Origin of the sequence: Vibrio sp. SCSIO 43097, assembly GCF_023650755.1 — a bacterium.
Taxonomy (GTDB): domain Bacteria; phylum Pseudomonadota; class Gammaproteobacteria; order Enterobacterales; family Vibrionaceae; genus Vibrio; species Vibrio alginolyticus.
In genome coordinates this window covers 2763288-2779557 of the sequence record NZ_CP071840.1, presented here as the reverse complement: position 1 = coordinate 2779557, position 16270 = coordinate 2763288, and the positions used below count along the sequence as shown (strand labels likewise).

The 16270-nt window shown below is 45.3% G+C and carries 15 protein-coding genes; 14 read left to right on the top strand and 1 reads right to left on the bottom strand.

Translation table 11 applies throughout. The annotated features are described in order from the left end of the window. Positions 1 to 7: 7 nt before the first annotated feature. From hscA to J4N40_RS13390, 14 genes are all read left to right on the top strand, one after another. Positions 8 to 1861 (top strand): Fe-S protein assembly chaperone HscA, encoded by a 1854-nt coding sequence (hscA, locus tag J4N40_RS13455; RefSeq protein ID WP_115385751.1) that lies wholly within the window; start codon positions 8 to 10, stop codon positions 1859 to 1861. A 13-nt stretch (positions 1862 to 1874) separates the two neighbouring features. Further along, the gene (gene fdx / locus J4N40_RS13450) at positions 1875 to 2213 is read left to right on the top strand and encodes an ISC system 2Fe-2S type ferredoxin (protein ID WP_005381713.1); all 339 of its coding nucleotides are present in this window, start codon (positions 1875 to 1877) and stop codon (positions 2211 to 2213) included. 52 nt (positions 2214 to 2265) lie between these two features. Next, positions 2266 to 2460, top strand: coding sequence for a Fe-S cluster assembly protein IscX (gene iscX / locus J4N40_RS13445; protein WP_005381711.1), 195 nt, complete (start codon positions 2266 to 2268; stop codon positions 2458 to 2460). Between the two features lie 161 nt (positions 2461 to 2621). Further along, the gene (gene pepB, locus J4N40_RS13440; protein ID WP_005381709.1) at positions 2622 to 3920 is read left to right on the top strand and encodes an aminopeptidase PepB; all 1299 of its coding nucleotides are present in this window, start codon (positions 2622 to 2624) and stop codon (positions 3918 to 3920) included. A gap of 95 nt (positions 3921 to 4015) precedes the next feature. After that, entirely contained in the window at positions 4016 to 4441 is a 426-nt protein-coding gene (ndk, locus tag J4N40_RS13435; RefSeq protein ID WP_042521171.1) for a nucleoside-diphosphate kinase, read from the top strand. Positions 4442 to 4814: 373 nt separating this feature from the next. After that, entirely contained in the window at positions 4815 to 5942 is a 1128-nt protein-coding gene (rlmN, locus tag J4N40_RS13430) for a dual-specificity RNA methyltransferase RlmN (RefSeq protein WP_017633913.1), read from the top strand. Between the two features lie 435 nt (positions 5943 to 6377). Continuing rightward, positions 6378 to 7328 (top strand): cytoskeleton protein RodZ, encoded by a 951-nt coding sequence (gene rodZ / locus J4N40_RS13425; RefSeq protein ID WP_005383707.1) that lies wholly within the window; start codon positions 6378 to 6380, stop codon positions 7326 to 7328. Between the two features lie 6 nt (positions 7329 to 7334). After that, on the top strand, positions 7335 to 8453 hold the full coding sequence (gene ispG, locus J4N40_RS13420; protein WP_005381699.1) for a flavodoxin-dependent (E)-4-hydroxy-3-methylbut-2-enyl-diphosphate synthase: 1119 nt from the start codon (positions 7335 to 7337) through the stop codon (positions 8451 to 8453). A 26-nt stretch (positions 8454 to 8479) separates the two neighbouring features. Then, a complete protein-coding gene (gene hisS / locus J4N40_RS13415) occupies positions 8480 to 9748 on the top strand; it encodes a histidine--tRNA ligase (protein ID WP_005381698.1) in 1269 nt (422 codons plus the stop codon). A gap of 126 nt (positions 9749 to 9874) precedes the next feature. Further along, complete coding sequence (locus J4N40_RS13410) at positions 9875 to 10489, top strand: YfgM family protein (RefSeq protein WP_005381697.1); 615 nt, start codon at positions 9875 to 9877, stop codon at positions 10487 to 10489. Positions 10490 to 10501: 12 nt separating this feature from the next. After that, positions 10502 to 11662 (top strand): outer membrane protein assembly factor BamB, encoded by a 1161-nt coding sequence (bamB, locus tag J4N40_RS13405; protein ID WP_005381696.1) that lies wholly within the window; start codon positions 10502 to 10504, stop codon positions 11660 to 11662. A gap of 167 nt (positions 11663 to 11829) precedes the next feature. Next, on the top strand, positions 11830 to 13326 hold the full coding sequence (gene der, locus J4N40_RS13400; RefSeq protein WP_017820569.1) for a ribosome biogenesis GTPase Der: 1497 nt from the start codon (positions 11830 to 11832) through the stop codon (positions 13324 to 13326). 59 nt (positions 13327 to 13385) lie between these two features. Beyond that, entirely contained in the window at positions 13386 to 14261 is an 876-nt protein-coding gene (locus J4N40_RS13395) for an alanyl-tRNA editing protein (RefSeq protein WP_115386389.1), read from the top strand. A 309-nt stretch (positions 14262 to 14570) separates the two neighbouring features. Next, a complete protein-coding gene (locus J4N40_RS13390) occupies positions 14571 to 14795 on the top strand; it encodes a zinc ribbon domain-containing protein (RefSeq protein ID WP_012842112.1) in 225 nt (74 codons plus the stop codon). A 13-nt stretch (positions 14796 to 14808) separates the two neighbouring features. Here the strand turns inward: J4N40_RS13390 and xseA are convergent, their stop codons facing one another. Continuing rightward, positions 14809 to 16140, bottom strand: coding sequence for an exodeoxyribonuclease VII large subunit (gene xseA, locus J4N40_RS13385; protein ID WP_017633909.1), 1332 nt, complete (start codon positions 16138 to 16140; stop codon positions 14809 to 14811). Positions 16141 to 16270 lie beyond the last annotated feature (130 nt).

Here is a 16270-nt window from a genome sequence, read left to right as displayed (position 1 = left end):
ACCTATCATGGCACTACTTCAAATCGCAGAACCGGGCCAAAGCTCGGCACCTCATGAGCATAAGTTAGCAGCGGGTATCGACTTAGGTACTACCAACTCTTTGGTTGCTTCTGTACGTAGCGGCGATGCAACTCCACTTGCGGACGAGCAGGGCCGTACTATTTTACCTTCAGTCGTTAATTACGCTGAGGAAACGTTAACGGTCGGCCACGAAGCCAAAGCCAAAGCAGAGTTTGAACCAGAGAACACGATTATCTCTGTAAAACGTTTGATCGGTCGTTCATTAAAGGACATTCAGTCCCGTTACTCTTCACTTCCTTATCGTTTTAAAGAGAGTGAAAACGGCCTGCCAATTCTGCAAACACCTCAAGGTGACAAAAACCCGATTGAAGTATCTGCGGACATCCTAAAAGTATTGGGTAAGCGAGCTGAAGATACGTTAGGTGGTGAGTTAGCTGGTGTCGTTATTACCGTTCCTGCTTACTTTGATGACGCGCAACGTGCAGGTACAAAAGATGCGGCGAAATTAGCTGGTCTTCATGTTCTCCGTCTACTTAACGAACCAACCGCTGCGGCAATTGCTTATGGCCTAGACTCTGGTCAAGAAGGTGTGATTGCGGTTTACGATCTAGGTGGCGGTACTTTTGATATCTCTATCCTACGTTTATCGAAAGGCGTATTTGAAGTATTAGCAACAGGTGGCGACTCTGCATTAGGCGGTGACGACTTCGACCATCTATTTGCCGATTATTTAATGGAGCAAGCGGGTCTAGAAGCGCCGCTTTCTGCAGAAAAGAACCGTACACTGTTGAACATTGCTACTGAAGCTAAGATTGCTTTCTCTGAGCAAGACAGTGTTGACGTTGACGTTTTTGGTTGGAAAGGCACCGTGACTCGCGAGCAGTTCGAAGATCTGATTCGTCCGCTAGTGAAGAAAACCCTGATGTCTTGCCGCCGTGCGCTGAAAGATGCGGATGTAGATGCGGAAGATGTACTTGAAGTAGTCATGGTCGGTGGCTCAACACGCACATTGCTTGTACGAGAAATGGTTGGCGAATTCTTTGGCCGTACACCACTGACAAGCATTAACCCAGATGAAGTCGTCGCAATCGGTGCGGGTATTCAAGCTGATATCCTAGCGGGTAACAAACCTGACTCTGAAATGTTGCTTCTTGATGTGATTCCACTGTCGCTCGGTATTGAAACCATGGGTGGTTTGGTCGAGAAGATCATCCCCCGCAACACTACGATTCCCGTTGCGCGTGCGCAAGAATTTACCACATTCAAAGATGGCCAAACGGCGATGAGTGTTCATGTGGTACAAGGTGAACGTGAAATGGTTGATGACTGTCGTTCACTTGCTCGCTTCTCGTTAAAAGGTATTCCTCCGATGGCAGCGGGTGCGGCACATATTCGCGTGACTTACCAAGTTGACGCAGATGGCCTTCTTTCTGTTACGGCAATGGAGAAGAGCACTGGTGTTCAATCAGAGATTCAAGTAAAACCTTCTTACGGCTTAAGTGACAATGAAGTGGCGGATATGTTGCGTGATTCAATGACGCACGCAAAAGAAGACATGCAAGCTCGTGCCTTAGCTGAGCAGCGTGTTGAAGCCGACCGAGTGATAGAAGGTTTGATTGCAGCGATGCAAGCTGATGGTGATGACTTACTATCAGAACAAGAGAAACAAAACTTGATTAAAGCCATCGAAGCCTTGATTGAGCTGCGTAATGGTGATGATGCAGATGCGATAGAGCAGGGCATTAAAAATACCGATAAAGCGAGCCAAGATTTCGCATCACGCCGTATGGATAAATCGATTCGAGCTGCGTTGTCAGGTCAATCAGTAGACGATATATAAGAGATAAGTAGTTATGCCTAAGATTATTGTATTACCACACGACGATTTGTGCCCAGAAGGTGCAGTGTTGGAAGCAAACTCTGGTGACACCGTTCTAGACGTAGCGCTAAAAAACGGTATCGGTATTGAACATGCGTGTGAGAAGTCATGTGCGTGTACTACCTGCCACGTAATCATCCGTGAAGGTTTTGATTCACTCGAAGAAAGTGAAGAACTAGAAGACGACATGCTAGATAAAGCGTGGGGTCTAGAGCCTGAGTCACGCCTAGGGTGTCAGGCGAGAATTGCTGATGAAGACTTGGTGGTAGAAATTCCTAAATACACATTAAACCACGCTTCAGAAGATCACTAAAACTATCTTCCCAATATAGGAATATAGGGAAGAAGCAAAAGGAAGATGAGCAATGAAATGGACAGATTCTCGCGATATCGCGATTGAACTTTGTGACAAGTTTCCAGATGTCGATCCAAAAACAGTGCGTTTTACCGATCTTCATCAATGGATCATGGAGTTAGATGAGTTTGACGATGAGCCAAACCGTTCTAATGAAAAGATTCTAGAAGCCGTTATCATGTGCTGGATGGACGAAGCAGACTAAGTCTGTAAAACACAGCCTAGTTAACAATTCTTACTAAAAAAAGCGGACCTTTAGGTCCGTTTTTTTATCCAATTGACATTTTTGCCCTACATAATGCTAACATCCGTGAGTTATTTAAAAGAAGCAGCGTAGGCAACGCTGCTATAAGACAAGGAGAAACCATGTCTACACAGATGTCTGTATTTTTAAGTCAAGAGTCGGCAGCACCACATTGGGGTGAAAAAGCACTGCTTTCATTCGCTGAAAACGGCGCAACTATTCACTTAGGTGAAGGTCATGATCTCGGCGCAATTCAACGTGCAGCTCGTCAGCTAGATGGCCAAGGAATTCGTTCTATTTTTCTTTCTGGTGATAACTGGGATCTAGAGAGCGTATGGGCTTTCCACCAAGGGTTCCGTAACCCTAAAAAACATGGCTCAGTTGAGTGGGCAGCATTGTCTGATGAAGATCAAGCAGAGCTTCAAGCTCGTATTACTTCGACTGATTTTACCCGCGATATTATCAACAAAACGGCAGAAGAAGTTGCTCCTCGTCAGCTAGCGACAATGGCTGCTGAATTCATCAAATCTGTTGCGCCGAAAGGCACGGTGACAGCTCGTATCGTCAAAGACAAAGACTTGTTGGCAGAAGGTTGGGAAGGTATTTACGCAGTAGGCCGTGGTTCTGAGCGTACTTCTGCGATGCTTCAGTTAGACTACAACCCAACTGGTGACGAAAACGCACCTGTATTCGCATGTCTTGTGGGTAAAGGCATCACCTTTGATTCCGGTGGTTACAGCTTGAAGCCTTCTACCTTCATGAGTGCAATGAAAGCAGATATGGGTGGCTCGGGTACTATAACTGGTGGCCTAGGATTAGCTATCTTGCGCGGTTTAAACAAGCGCGTAAAACTGATCTTGTGTTGTGCTGAGAACATGGTTTCTGGCCGTGCCCTTAAGCTTGGCGACATCATCACTTACAAAAACGGCAAAACCGTTGAGATTATGAATACCGACGCGGAAGGTCGCTTGGTGCTTGCCGACGGTCTTATCTACGCCAGTGAGCAAAAGCCTGAGTTAATTATTGACTGCGCGACGCTAACAGGCGCAGCGAAGAATGCGTTAGGTAACGATTACCATGCGCTAATGAGCTTTGATGATGAGCTATCGCATCAAGCGCTTACGGCGGCAAACCAGGAAAAAGAAGGCTTGTGGCCGCTACCACTTGCTGACTTCCATCGAGAAATGCTGCCATCTAATTTTGCCGATTTATCTAATATCAGCTCTGGTGATTATTCTCCAGGTGCAAGCACTGCAGCTGCATTCTTGTCTTACTTCGTTGAGGACTACAAAAAAGGCTGGTTACATTTCGACTGTGCGGGTACGTATCGTAAAGCCGCTTCTGATAAATGGGCTGCGGGAGCAACGGGTATGGGTGTTCGTACACTTGCTCGTTTCCTCAATGAGCAAGCTGGAAAATAAGATTGATTGCAGCACTCTCTTGTTTGAGTGCTGCTCTTACCCAGTAAGTCACTTTAAAAGCACAACTATTATTACAAGTACAGAAAGGAAATTTTATGGCTCTAGAAAGAACATTTTCAATCATTAAGCCTGATGCTGTAGAGCGAAACCTAATTGGTGAAATCTACAATCGTATTGAAAAGGCTGGCCTACGTATCATCGCTGCCAAAATGGTTCACCTGACAGAAGATCAGGCAAGCGGCTTTTATGCAGAGCATGAAGGTAAAGAGTTTTTCCCTCCTCTAAAAGAGTTCATGACATCTGGTCCTATTATGGTTCAGGTATTGGAAGGTGAAAATGCGATTGCACGTTACCGCGAGCTAATGGGTAAAACCAACCCAGAGGAAGCGGCATGCGGCACTTTGCGTGCTGATTACGCACTCAGCATGCGTCACAATTCAGTTCATGGTTCCGATAGCCCTGAGTCTGCCGCTCGTGAAATTGAGTTTTTCTTCCCTGAATCAGAAGTTTTCTCTCGCTAACTCGTTCATGCATCACTTTTGCGTGATGATCTAGTTCGTAACAACCTCGGATTTGTCCGAGGTTTTTTATTCCGCGTTCTCCATTTCACCGGCGAGTTCATTCGTAATTATTCGCGAAGACGTTGGCTAATCTGAGCATCTTACAGGGGGGAAAGCTTAGTTAAGTGTGTTTGTTCTCACTGTTTTCTCTGTATCACTTCTACGCTTTTGCTGTCGGTTGTCTAATCATTATTCTCACCGCAAAGTTTGTTTAAAATTTAATCGTTTTTATTTTAATGCCTTAGCAAACTCAGGGTCTTACACCCCTTGTTGTAGCTGCATAAAGGCTGTACAATTCGCGCCCTTATTCTTGTTTCAGTCATTGAGAGGCAACATGACCACTGAAAAAATCAATCTACTCGACTTTGATCGCAAAGGCATGCGTCAGTTTTTCGCGGAAGAACTTGGCGAGAAAGCGTTTCGTGCCGATCAGGTTATGAAGTGGATCTACCATTTCGGTGTCGATGACTTCGAAAAAATGACAAACATCAACAAGAAGCTGCGCGAAAAGCTTTTACACAAGTGTGAAATTAAAGCACCAACTGTAGCAGAAGCCCAGCATTCTTCAGACGGCACGATCAAGTGGGCAATGAAGGTTGGTGATCAGGATGTAGAAACGGTTTACATTCCAGAAGATGATCGCGCAACGCTTTGTGTATCTTCTCAAGTAGGTTGTGCATTGGAATGTAAGTTCTGCTCAACAGCACAGCAGGGCTTTAACCGTAACTTGAAAGTTTCAGAGATCATCGGTCAGGTGTGGCGTGCTGCACGTGAAATTGGTCTTGAGAAAGAAACAGGCCGTCGCCCAATTACGAACGTCGTGATGATGGGCATGGGTGAGCCGCTTCTTAATATGAAGAACTTGATTCCTGCATTGGAGTTAATGCTGGATGACCTTGGCTTTGGTTTGTCGAAGCGTCGCGTAACCGTATCAACATCAGGTGTCGTTTCTGGTCTTGATCAGATGACGGGCAAAATCGACGTTGCGTTAGCGATCTCTCTTCATGCGCCAAACGATAAGCTGCGTAGTGAAATCATGCCAATTAACGATCGTTGGGATATTCAAGATTTCCTAGCATCCGTTCGTCGTTACATTGCTTCATCGAATGCAAACCGTGGCAAGGTAACAGTCGAGTACGTGTTGCTTGATCATGTGAACGATGACATGGACCATGCACGCGAGCTGGCTGAATTGATGAAAGACACACCATGTAAGATTAACTTGATTCCGTTTAACCCGTACCCAGGTTCACCTTACAAGAAACCAAGTAACTCACGTATTGATCGCTTCCAAAAAACATTGATGCAATACGAGCACACAGTTACGGTTCGTAAAACACGTGGTGATGACATTGATGCCGCATGTGGTCAGTTGGTCGGTGATGTAATTGACCGAACTAAACGTACGGCAATGCTGAAAGCGTCACGCGGTGCTGATACCATTGAAGTGAAAGCTGTATAAACGACCGGAATTCAAAAATAGCCAGAGCCATTCGCTCTGGCTATTTTGTTTATTGTTTAGGACATTTTCGCCAAGATTTGGGACTATCACTCTTCAACCTAAGGTTATTTGGGTATAATTTCGAATTCCTTTGTCAAAGTTTGGACAAAAGCTTGAGCTATCTGTTAGTTTGAGTGTAAAGAGTTTTTGTCTTCGTTGCGCATTCGCTTATCATGATATGTAACACTAACGATGACACCGATAATTCTCAGCACTTTCTCACATACGTTTTGCTGATTTTTGCAAAACGGGTATTCGCACTCAGATCGCTGAGAGTTTCTTAAAATTATTATTTTTGGTTAACGCGTTTTGGCTAGCTATCTTTAAAGAGGCTTAAGAACAATAACGAAAATACATGACCACGTTAGCCACTAAAACAGATTAAATACCGCCATTATGACAGAACACGAAAATACGAATGAAGTGCCACTCTCTATTGAAGCTGGCACATTACTGAAAAACAAACGTGAATCCTTGGGAATGAGCCAAAAGCAAGTTGCCGACCGCCTGAGGCTTCGCATTTCTGTGATTGAAGATATTGAAAATAACCGATTTGAATCTCAACAAGTCGCGACATTTACGCGTGGTTACTTACGCTCTTACGCTAAATTCGTAGGTCTTGATGAGAAGGTGGTTTTGACGGCGTTAGAGCAGACTGCCGATGCTCAGCCTCAAGAGCAAGAAATTGAAATGCAAAGCTTCTCTCGTAAAACAAAAGACGAGAAGCACAATAGCCGTATTATGCTCCTTACTTGGGTTATCGGGCTAGTCATTATTGGCATTTCAGCTGCATGGTGGTGGCAAAACCAACAAGAGAATAGCCTAACTAAGGAAGTAACGGATTCAAGTGTTGAAGCGCCGCAGCCCACTGCTCAAGAATTAGCTGATATCGATTTGATGACGGCTGAAGAGTTAATCGCAAGCACTCCTGAAGAAGTTGCTTCAACTAATGAAGGTGTTGCTGAATTGACTGAAGCACCCGTTGAGCAAGGGGCGGATCCTTTGCTGACTGAAACTGAAAATACAACAAGCGTAGATTCTGAAGAACCTGTTGCCGTGATTGAAGCGGCGGAAGAGGAACAGCCTGCGCCAGTAGTACCTGAAGGCATGACACTTCTTACTATGAAGTTTAAAGCGGACTGTTGGATTCAAGTAAAAGACACCAATGGTAAAACGCTGGTAAGTGGTACTCATAAGCCAGGACAAGATGTAGAACTTACCGGAAAAGCGCCATTTAAAGTGATATTAGGCGCACCGGAAGGGGTTACAATGACATTTGCAAGTGAACCTGTCGACCTTTCTGGGTATACTTCAGGCAAAGTAGCTAGATTCACTCTACCGTTATAAAAAATTATGCAACACGAATCTCCAATTATTCGTCGTAAATCGACGCGTATTTATGTGGGTGATGTGCCAATTGGTGATGGTGCGCCAATTGCAGTACAGTCAATGACTAACACTCGCACGACTGACGTAGAAGCGACAGTCGCTCAAATCCGAGCACTAGAAAAAGTCGGCGCAGATATCGTTCGAGTTTCTGTACCTACGATGGACGCAGCAGAAGCTTTCAAACTGATTAAACAGCAAGTTTCTGTACCATTAGTGGCTGATATTCATTTCGACTATCGTATCGCGCTGAAAGTTGCGGAGTACGGAGTTGACTGTTTACGTATCAACCCAGGTAACATCGGCAATGAAGAGCGCATTCGCGCTGTTGTTGATTGCGCTCGCGATAAAAATATCCCGATCCGTATTGGTGTCAATGGTGGATCTTTGGAAAAAGATCTACAGATGAAATACGGTGAGCCTACGCCAGAAGCCTTGGTTGAATCGGCGATGCGTCACGTAGATCATCTCGATCGTCTTAACTTTGATCAATTTAAAGTTAGCGTGAAAGCTTCAGACGTTTTTCTTGCGGTGGATTCATATCGTCTGCTGGCGAAGAAAATCGATCAGCCTCTTCATTTAGGTATCACAGAGGCGGGTGGTGCTCGAGCTGGCGCTGTTAAGTCATCTGTTGGCTTAGGTATGCTGTTATCTGAAGGAATAGGCGATACGCTGCGTATCTCTTTGGCTGCCGATCCAGTTGAAGAAATCAAAGTCGGTTTCGACATCCTTAAATCTCTGCGCATTCGCTCTCGAGGCATCAACTTTATTGCGTGCCCAAGCTGCTCACGCCAAGAATTCGATGTGATTGGTACGGTGAATGCACTGGAGCAACGTTTAGAAGACATCATCACGCCAATGGATGTGTCTATCATCGGTTGTGTGGTAAACGGCCCTGGTGAAGCAGAAGTTTCTCACTTAGGTCTAGCAGGTAGTAACAAGAAGAGCGCATTCTACGAAGATGGTAAACGCCAGAAAGAGCGCTTTGATAACGATGACCTTGTGAATAAGCTAGAAGCTAAGATCCGTGCGAAAGCAGCTATGATGAATGGCGAAAACCGCATCGAAGTTAAAGTACAAGATTAATCTCAACGAGAATTACGGTAAGTATTGTGGCAAAAACAATTCAAGCAATTCGAGGCATGAACGATTGCCTCCCAACTCAGTCGCCACTGTGGCAAAAACTAGAAAACACAGTGAAAAATGTAATTAGCGCATACGGTTATAACGAAGTGCGCATGCCAATCGTTGAAGAAACAAACCTATTCAGCCGCGCTGTTGGTGAAGAAACAGACGTCGTTTCAAAAGAAATGTACACCTTTGATGACCGTAACGGCGACAGCCTAACACTTCGCCCTGAAGGTACGGCGGGTTGTGTACGTTCATGTATTCAAAACAGCCTTATCAACCGTGATGAACAGCGTCTGTGGTACATGGGGCCTATGTTCCGCCATGAACGTCCGCAGAAAGGTCGTTACCGTCAATTCCACCAGTGTGGTGTTGAGGTGTTTGGTCTAAATGGTCCAGATGTTGATGCAGAGCTTATCATGATGACGGCGCGTCTATGGCGTGAGCTAGGTATCAATGAGCATGTCCGTCTTGAGCTGAACTCTATCGGTTCTCAAGAAGACCGCGCAGACTACCGTACTGCACTGGTTGCATTCCTTGAGCAACATATTGATGTGCTAGACGAAGATTGTAAGCGTCGCATGCACACGAATCCACTGCGTGTTCTGGATACGAAGAACCCAGACGTTCAAGCTATTTTAGGTGATGCACCTCGCCTTTCAGATTACTTGGGTGAAGAGTCTAAAGCACACTTCGCAGGTCTATGTGAACTTTTAGACGCCGCAGGTATCAAATACACAGTTAACGAACGTCTAGTTCGTGGTCTGGATTACTACAATCGCACGGTATTTGAGTGGATCACTGAGAGCCTAGGTGCTCAAGGCACTGTATGTGGCGGTGGTCGTTACGATGGCCTTGTAGAGCAATTAGGTGGTAAACCAACACCAGCGGTTGGCTTTGCAATGGGCCTAGAGCGTCTAGTACTGATGCTAGAAACGTTGGAACTGACAGACGTTCGTCGCAGTGTTGACGTGTACGTAGTCACAGCGGGTGAAGGCACCATGATGGCAGGAATGAAGCTAGCAGAACAGCTTCGCGAGTCTGTTCCAGGCGTTCGTGTGATGAATCACTTCGGTGGCGGTAACTTCAAGAAACAGTTTAAACGCGCAGACAAAGTTGGTGCTGTTGTAGCATTGGTTCTGGGCGAAAACGAAGTTGCGGATAATACCGTAGTACTGAAAGACTTAGCTGGTGGTGAGCAAGAGACTTACAACCAAGCAGAAGTTGCAGAAAAGATCGCAGCACTGATTTAAGTCTTTTAGTAATCTAACAAAATTACATCCTAGTTCGTAAGCTAAGGCTCCCAAATGTGGAGCCTTTAAACGAAATAGGAACAATGGCAGCTAAGCTGCCATTTACATGTTTTAAGAGGACAGGAAGTGGAACTTTACGATACTGAAGAACAACAAGTTGAAGCCATTAAAGACTGGTGGAAGGAAAACGGCAAAGCCGTCATCATCGGTGCGGTTGTTGGTTTAGGTGGTCTATTCGGCTGGCGTTACTACCAGGATTCTGTGATTCAGGCGAGTGAAGCAGCTTCTCAAAGCTACACGACAGCAATGAATGCTTTGCAAGACAAAGGCACTGATGCTCAAGCTGACGTGAAAGCTTTCATTGAGTCAAATGAAGTAAAAGAATATTCAGTATTGGCTGCGCTACAACTTGCTAAAGCACAAGTTGAAGCTCAAGACCTTTCTGCTGCATTGGAGCAACTGAAGTGGGCGCAAAGCAACACTCAAGATGCTGCGTTGTTACCATTGATTAGTTACCGCATTGCGCGTATTGAGACGGAAATGGGTAACTTCGACGCTGCAACGGCAGAGCTAAGTAACGTCACTGATACAGCATGGACAGGTCGTATTGCTGAACTTCGTGGCGATATTGCGATTCGCCAAGGTGACAAAGATGCTGCGTACGCTGCGTATACTGAAGCTCAGCAAGCGGCAGATGCAAGCCCGACACTACAAATGAAATTGGACGATCTGGCGAAATAAGGACCGCATTGGATGAAAAGAGTCTTTAAGAAAGCCTTGCTAGGGGCGTTAACAATGGGAGTACTTGCCGGTTGTGCAGGTGAGAAAGACACCATTGTAATGGCGCCACTACCTCAGGTAGACAGTCAGTTTACAACCAGTAGTGAGTGGAGCACATCGGTTGGCGATGGTGTTGGTCATTACTTTTCAAAACTATCCCCTGTATTTGCGAATGATACATTGTTCGTGGCAAGTCGTGATGGCTTAGTAAAAGCGCTGGATCCTGAAAACGGTAAACAACGTTGGCAAACGGACCTAGAAGAAGATGTCATTGCTCGTCTCTCTGGTGGTATCACAGCGGCATACGGAAACCTTTACATTGGCTCTGAGAATGGTGAAGTCATCTCTCTTGACCAAGAAACAGGTGAAATTGTTTGGCGTGTCAAAGTTGGTGGTGAGGTACTGGCGAAGCCAGTTGCAGATTCAGGCCTTATTATCATCAATACTAGCCGAGGCATGTTGATTGCCCTTAATGAGAGTACAGGTGAGCAACGCTGGGCATTGAGTACAGAAGTGCCGAACTTAACTTTACGTGGCGACAGTACTCCGACTGCAATTGGTGGCGGTGTATTTTGGGGAACGGCAAATGGCCGACTCGCAGCTGCTATCGTTGAGCGTGGTCAGTTGATTTGGCAACAGCCTGTTGGTACGCCAAAAGGCGCGACAGAAATTGATCGTTTGGTTGACGTTGATTCATCGCCAATTGTGCTAGGCGGTACTCTTTTCACCATTGGATACAATGGCCAACTTATCGCTATTGACTTGCGTTCAGCGAACCCGATTTGGAAGCGTAATTACTCATCTGCGACAGACATTTCTACAGATGGTAGTCGCATCTTTGTGATAACGGAAAAAGATCATGTTGTTGCCGTTGATTCACGAAGCGGAACTGAGTTGTGGGAAAACAGCTTGCTTGAGCACCGACAACTTACAGCGCCAGTTATTGTTGGCAATTATCTCGTTGTCGGTGACACGCTTGGTTACCTTCACTGGATGGATCGTTCAACGGGCGAATTTGTTGCGCAGCAGTTTGTCGATGATAGTGGCTTGGCAGTTGGCCCGACGTTATTGTCGGATGGTTATGTGATTACAACTCGCAACGGCGATGTAAAGAAACTAACCATTAACGAATAATATCGTGATATAATTCACATTCGGCTCCTGGCTGGTGACAGCTAGGAGCCGTTTTGTTGTTTGAATTTATTAACCCTGACGTGGTTATAGGTAAAAATCTGGTTTGATTTGGCATCGAGCAAGTCGTTACCTATAACTACAGAAGAAAGATTATTGTAGAGGTTGTTATGGTACCTGTTGTAGCTCTAGTAGGGCGTCCGAACGTAGGTAAATCTACACTATTTAACCGATTGACTCGCACTCGTGACGCGTTGGTTGCGGACTTTCCAGGCCTAACGCGAGACCGTAAATATGGCCAGGCGAGACTTGGTGAAGAGCACGAATTCATTGTGATTGATACCGGTGGTATCGATGGCACAGAAGAAGGCGTGGAAACAAAGATGGCAGAACAGTCATTAGCCGCGATTGATGAGGCTGATGTTGTGTTGTTCCTTGTTGACGGTCGTGCTGGTCTGACACCTTCAGATGAAGCAATTGCTGCGCATCTGCGTAAAATTGAAAAGCCAGCGATGCTGGTAGTAAACAAAATCGATGGTATTGATGCCGATGCGGCGTGTGCTGATTTTTGGCAGCTCGGAGTGGATGATATGTACCAGATTGCGGCTGCTCATGGCCGTGGTGTGACCGCTTTGCTTGAGCGTGCTTTATCTCCATTCTTTGATGATCTATTAACAAGTGAATCTGAAGAAGGTGAGATTGAAGACCTGACTGGATTCGAAGACGAAGAGCCTCTTGTTGAAGATTACACTGAAGAAGACGCAGAAGCTGAATTCAAGCGCCTTCAAGAGCAGCCGATTAAGTTGGCGATCATCGGTCGTCCGAATGTAGGTAAATCGACACTGACTAACCGTATTCTGGGTGAAGAACGTGTAGTTGTATACGATATGCCAGGTACAACGCGCGATTCTATCTACATCCCGATGGAACGTGATGGACGCGAATACGTACTAATTGACACCGCAGGTGTTCGTCGTCGTGGTCGTATCAATGAAACGGTTGAAAAGTTCTCTGTTGTTAAGACGCTGAAAGCGGTAGAAGATGCAAACGTCGTTCTACTGGTGATTGATGCACGTGAAAATATTTCAGACCAAGACCTAAGCTTGCTTGGTTTTGCACTGAATGCTGGCCGCTCAATTGTCATCGCCGTTAACAAGTGGGATGGTCTAGACAGTGACGTGAAAGAAAGCGTGAAGAAAGAACTGGACCGCCGTCTAGGATTCGTCGATTTCGCGCGTATCCACTTTATCTCTGCGCTGCACGGTACTGGCGTTGGTCACTTATTTGAATCTATTCAAGAAGCATATAACTCGGCGACAACGCGTGTGGGTACGTCAGTACTGACGCGTATCATGAAGATGGCAGTGGATGATCACCAGCCGCCAATGGTTCGTGGTCGTCGTATCAAACTCAAATACGCACACGCAGGTGGTTACAACCCACCGATCGTTGTTATCCACGGTAACATGGTTCGTGAATTACCAGATTCGTATAAACGTTATCTGATGAACTACTTCCGTAAGTCTCTGGAAATTATGGGAACACCGATTCGCATTAACTTCCACAACAGTGATAACCCATACGAGAACCGTACGAATAAGCTTACGCTATCACAAGAGCGTAAACGTAAGCGTATGATGTCGATGGTGAAAAACCGCAATAAATAATGAAATTCGAATACCCAAGTTTCTACTTGGGTATTTTTTTATCAAAAGTAATCGTAAAAATGACTATCACAGCAACAAAGACTCGTTTTTGTCATCAAACATGGCAATTAGAAGCACAAATACAGCTCGTTCAATCTACGGAAGAAGTGACTTACGTTATTACAGATGTCACGCCGTTCCATCCCGTTAGTCACATATGGCCGGATCACCCTGCAGACAAAGGAACGTTGAAGGTGAATGGGGCTGAGCATGACGTAGTAGATTGCCAAGTTGGAGCAGTGGAGCAGGAGAGTGGTGCTTTGTATGTGGGTAGTGACATCCCTGTAAAGCGTGATGCTGAAGGTTGGGTGTTTGTCGTCGTGCATGTTTTATCACGTACGGAATCATTTGCAATTAATGACTTGGTAACATTAGCGGTAGATAAAGACTATCAAAATGCTTTGAGTCGAGGCCACACAGCAGGACACTTAGCGTATTTGGCGTTGAATAAAGTACTAGCGGAAGACTATTGGCGAAAAGACGCAGACCGCAAAGACCCACATGGTTATTATGACTTTAATAGCTATGCGCAAGTCACGAGTTATGTCACTCCAGACAAGTGCCTCGATACGTACCGTTTAGGCAAAACACTCCGTAAAAGAGGATTAAACAGTGCAGATATGCTGAATGACCTCCAGGCGATTGCAGAAAAAGTGAATGGCCAACTGGTTGAATGGCTTCAAAGAGATGCGATGATCACCATGGAATGCCACGGCGATAGATTAACGGATTCTCGCTATTGGAAGTGCGATTTAGGGGAAGGTCAATTAGCGGTAATCCCTTGTGGTGGAACGCATGCGAGCCATTTAAATGAGTTTGCTTTTATCCAAGTTAAACTCGTTGAGCTCGACGCTCAAACTATCGAAATGCACACCAATGTAAACACTGCTTTTTGAATAAGATCTTTTTATTAAATTCTGATTTTTCGTTTAATTAAATCTCTCTAAGGTTTTTTATTCTGTCTTAAATTGGAATGCAGAATATGTAACTTATGCTTTCGGTGTGTGGTTATATAAATATTCTTTTAAGGGGTGATCGCTGATCAAGGAGTAAATATCAGACGATCAGTATAAGATCCTACGTATCAAGTATGGTTAACGCCTCGTGAAACTTGTTGGGGCGGTGATGAAGATCAACATACTTGTTCGTTATTTTGAGTAGCATGCGTTACTCGAAATTGCTTAGTTTAGAGAGAGGAACGGGATATGCAGCAGAACATTTGCCCGACTTGCAATGTCGAACTGGAATGGACAGGACAATACCATTGTGCACAGTGTGAATCGGATTTTAAAAAAGTAGGTTTTTGCCCTGATTGTGAGGCGGAGCTGGAGAAGCTGCAAGCATGCGGTGCTGCGAGTTACTTTTGCAATGTGTGTAATGAACTCAAGTCAAAATCACGTGTCCGATTTGAGTTCCAGAAAATCAGTTAACCAGAGTTTGTATTCAGTTAACGGTAGAGCGAACGTCGCCTTCGGCTAATCGAGTAATCAATACATCTCCCGATTTTACATCTGAAGATTGCGTAATTACTTTTCCTTGCTCAGTTTGAGTAATTGAGTAACCTCGTTTCAATGTCGCTAGTGGGCTGACGGTGTCTAACTTCTCTGCAGCAATCGCGAGTTGATGGCGCATAGTCAGTAACTTGCGATCCATTGCATCCATGAGCTTTTGCTCAACACGTTCTAGCTTCGACTTCTGCTCGGCAAGGCGTGTTACAGGAGAATTTAATTGCAGCCGATAATGTTGACGCTCGATTCGCTGTTGACGCAAGGCAATAAAACGACTCATCGCTCGCTGTAAGCGCATGTCCAACTCATCTAACTGTTGCGTCTGACGTTGCAAGCGATAGCTTGGGTGCTGTCTCTCTAGACGGTGCACTAATTGAGCAGATTGCTGCTTTTGTTGTGCTAGGTAGTAACGCATCGCGCTCGCTAACTTATGCTGGCGGGTAACTAAAGCTTGATCTTTGTGGCTGTTATCACGGCTTACTAGCTCAGCGGCTGCTGATGGAGTAGGCGCGCGTACGTCGGCGACAAAATCAGCTATTGTCACGTCAACTTCATGTCCAACGGCGCTAATAATAGGAATTTGGCTTGCTGCAATCGTGCGAGCTAATATCTCGTTGTTAAAGCACCATAAGTCTTCTAATGAACCACCACCTCGGCCCACAATTAGCACATCACATTCATCACGGCTGTTAGCGCGACCAATGGCTTGTGCAATTTGAATGGCTGCGTCCTCACCTTGTACCACTGTCGGATAAATCACAACAGGTAGGGAAGGATCACGACGTTTCAATACGTCTAAGATATCGTAAAGCGCGGCACCAGTTTTCGATGTGATGACGCCAACACGTTTAGGGTGCTCAGGCAAAGATTGCTTATTGATTTGCGCGAACAACCCTTCTGCTGCAAGCTTCATTTTCAGCTCTTCAAACTCTTGTTGAAGACGGCCATCACCTTCCGGTTGCATGCTTTCGATGATCAATTGGTAGTCACCGCGAGGCTCATAAAGAGAAAGACGAGCTTTTACTAGGACTTGATTACCGTTAGCGGGCTTGAAAGTAACGCGGCGATTGTTACCACGAAACATGGCACATTTAACTTGAGCGCGAGAGTCTTTAAGAGTGAGGTACCAGTGACCAGAGACAGGAGCTGAAAAGTTGGATATCTCTCCGACGAGCCAAACGATCCCCATTTCGTTTTCAAGGAGTAAGCGAACTTCTGCGTTGAGACGAGAAACAGTAAAGATGTTTTGATTGGTCTTGGAGAGCACAGCTAATCTCTTAGACGTGAGTATGGAAATTAGCGGCAATATAATACATAGCAAGGGGGTAATTGCAAGAAAAAAATTAAAAAATTTGTGGTCAAGCGATTGCGTTAACCGTATAATCCCTCCGCAATAT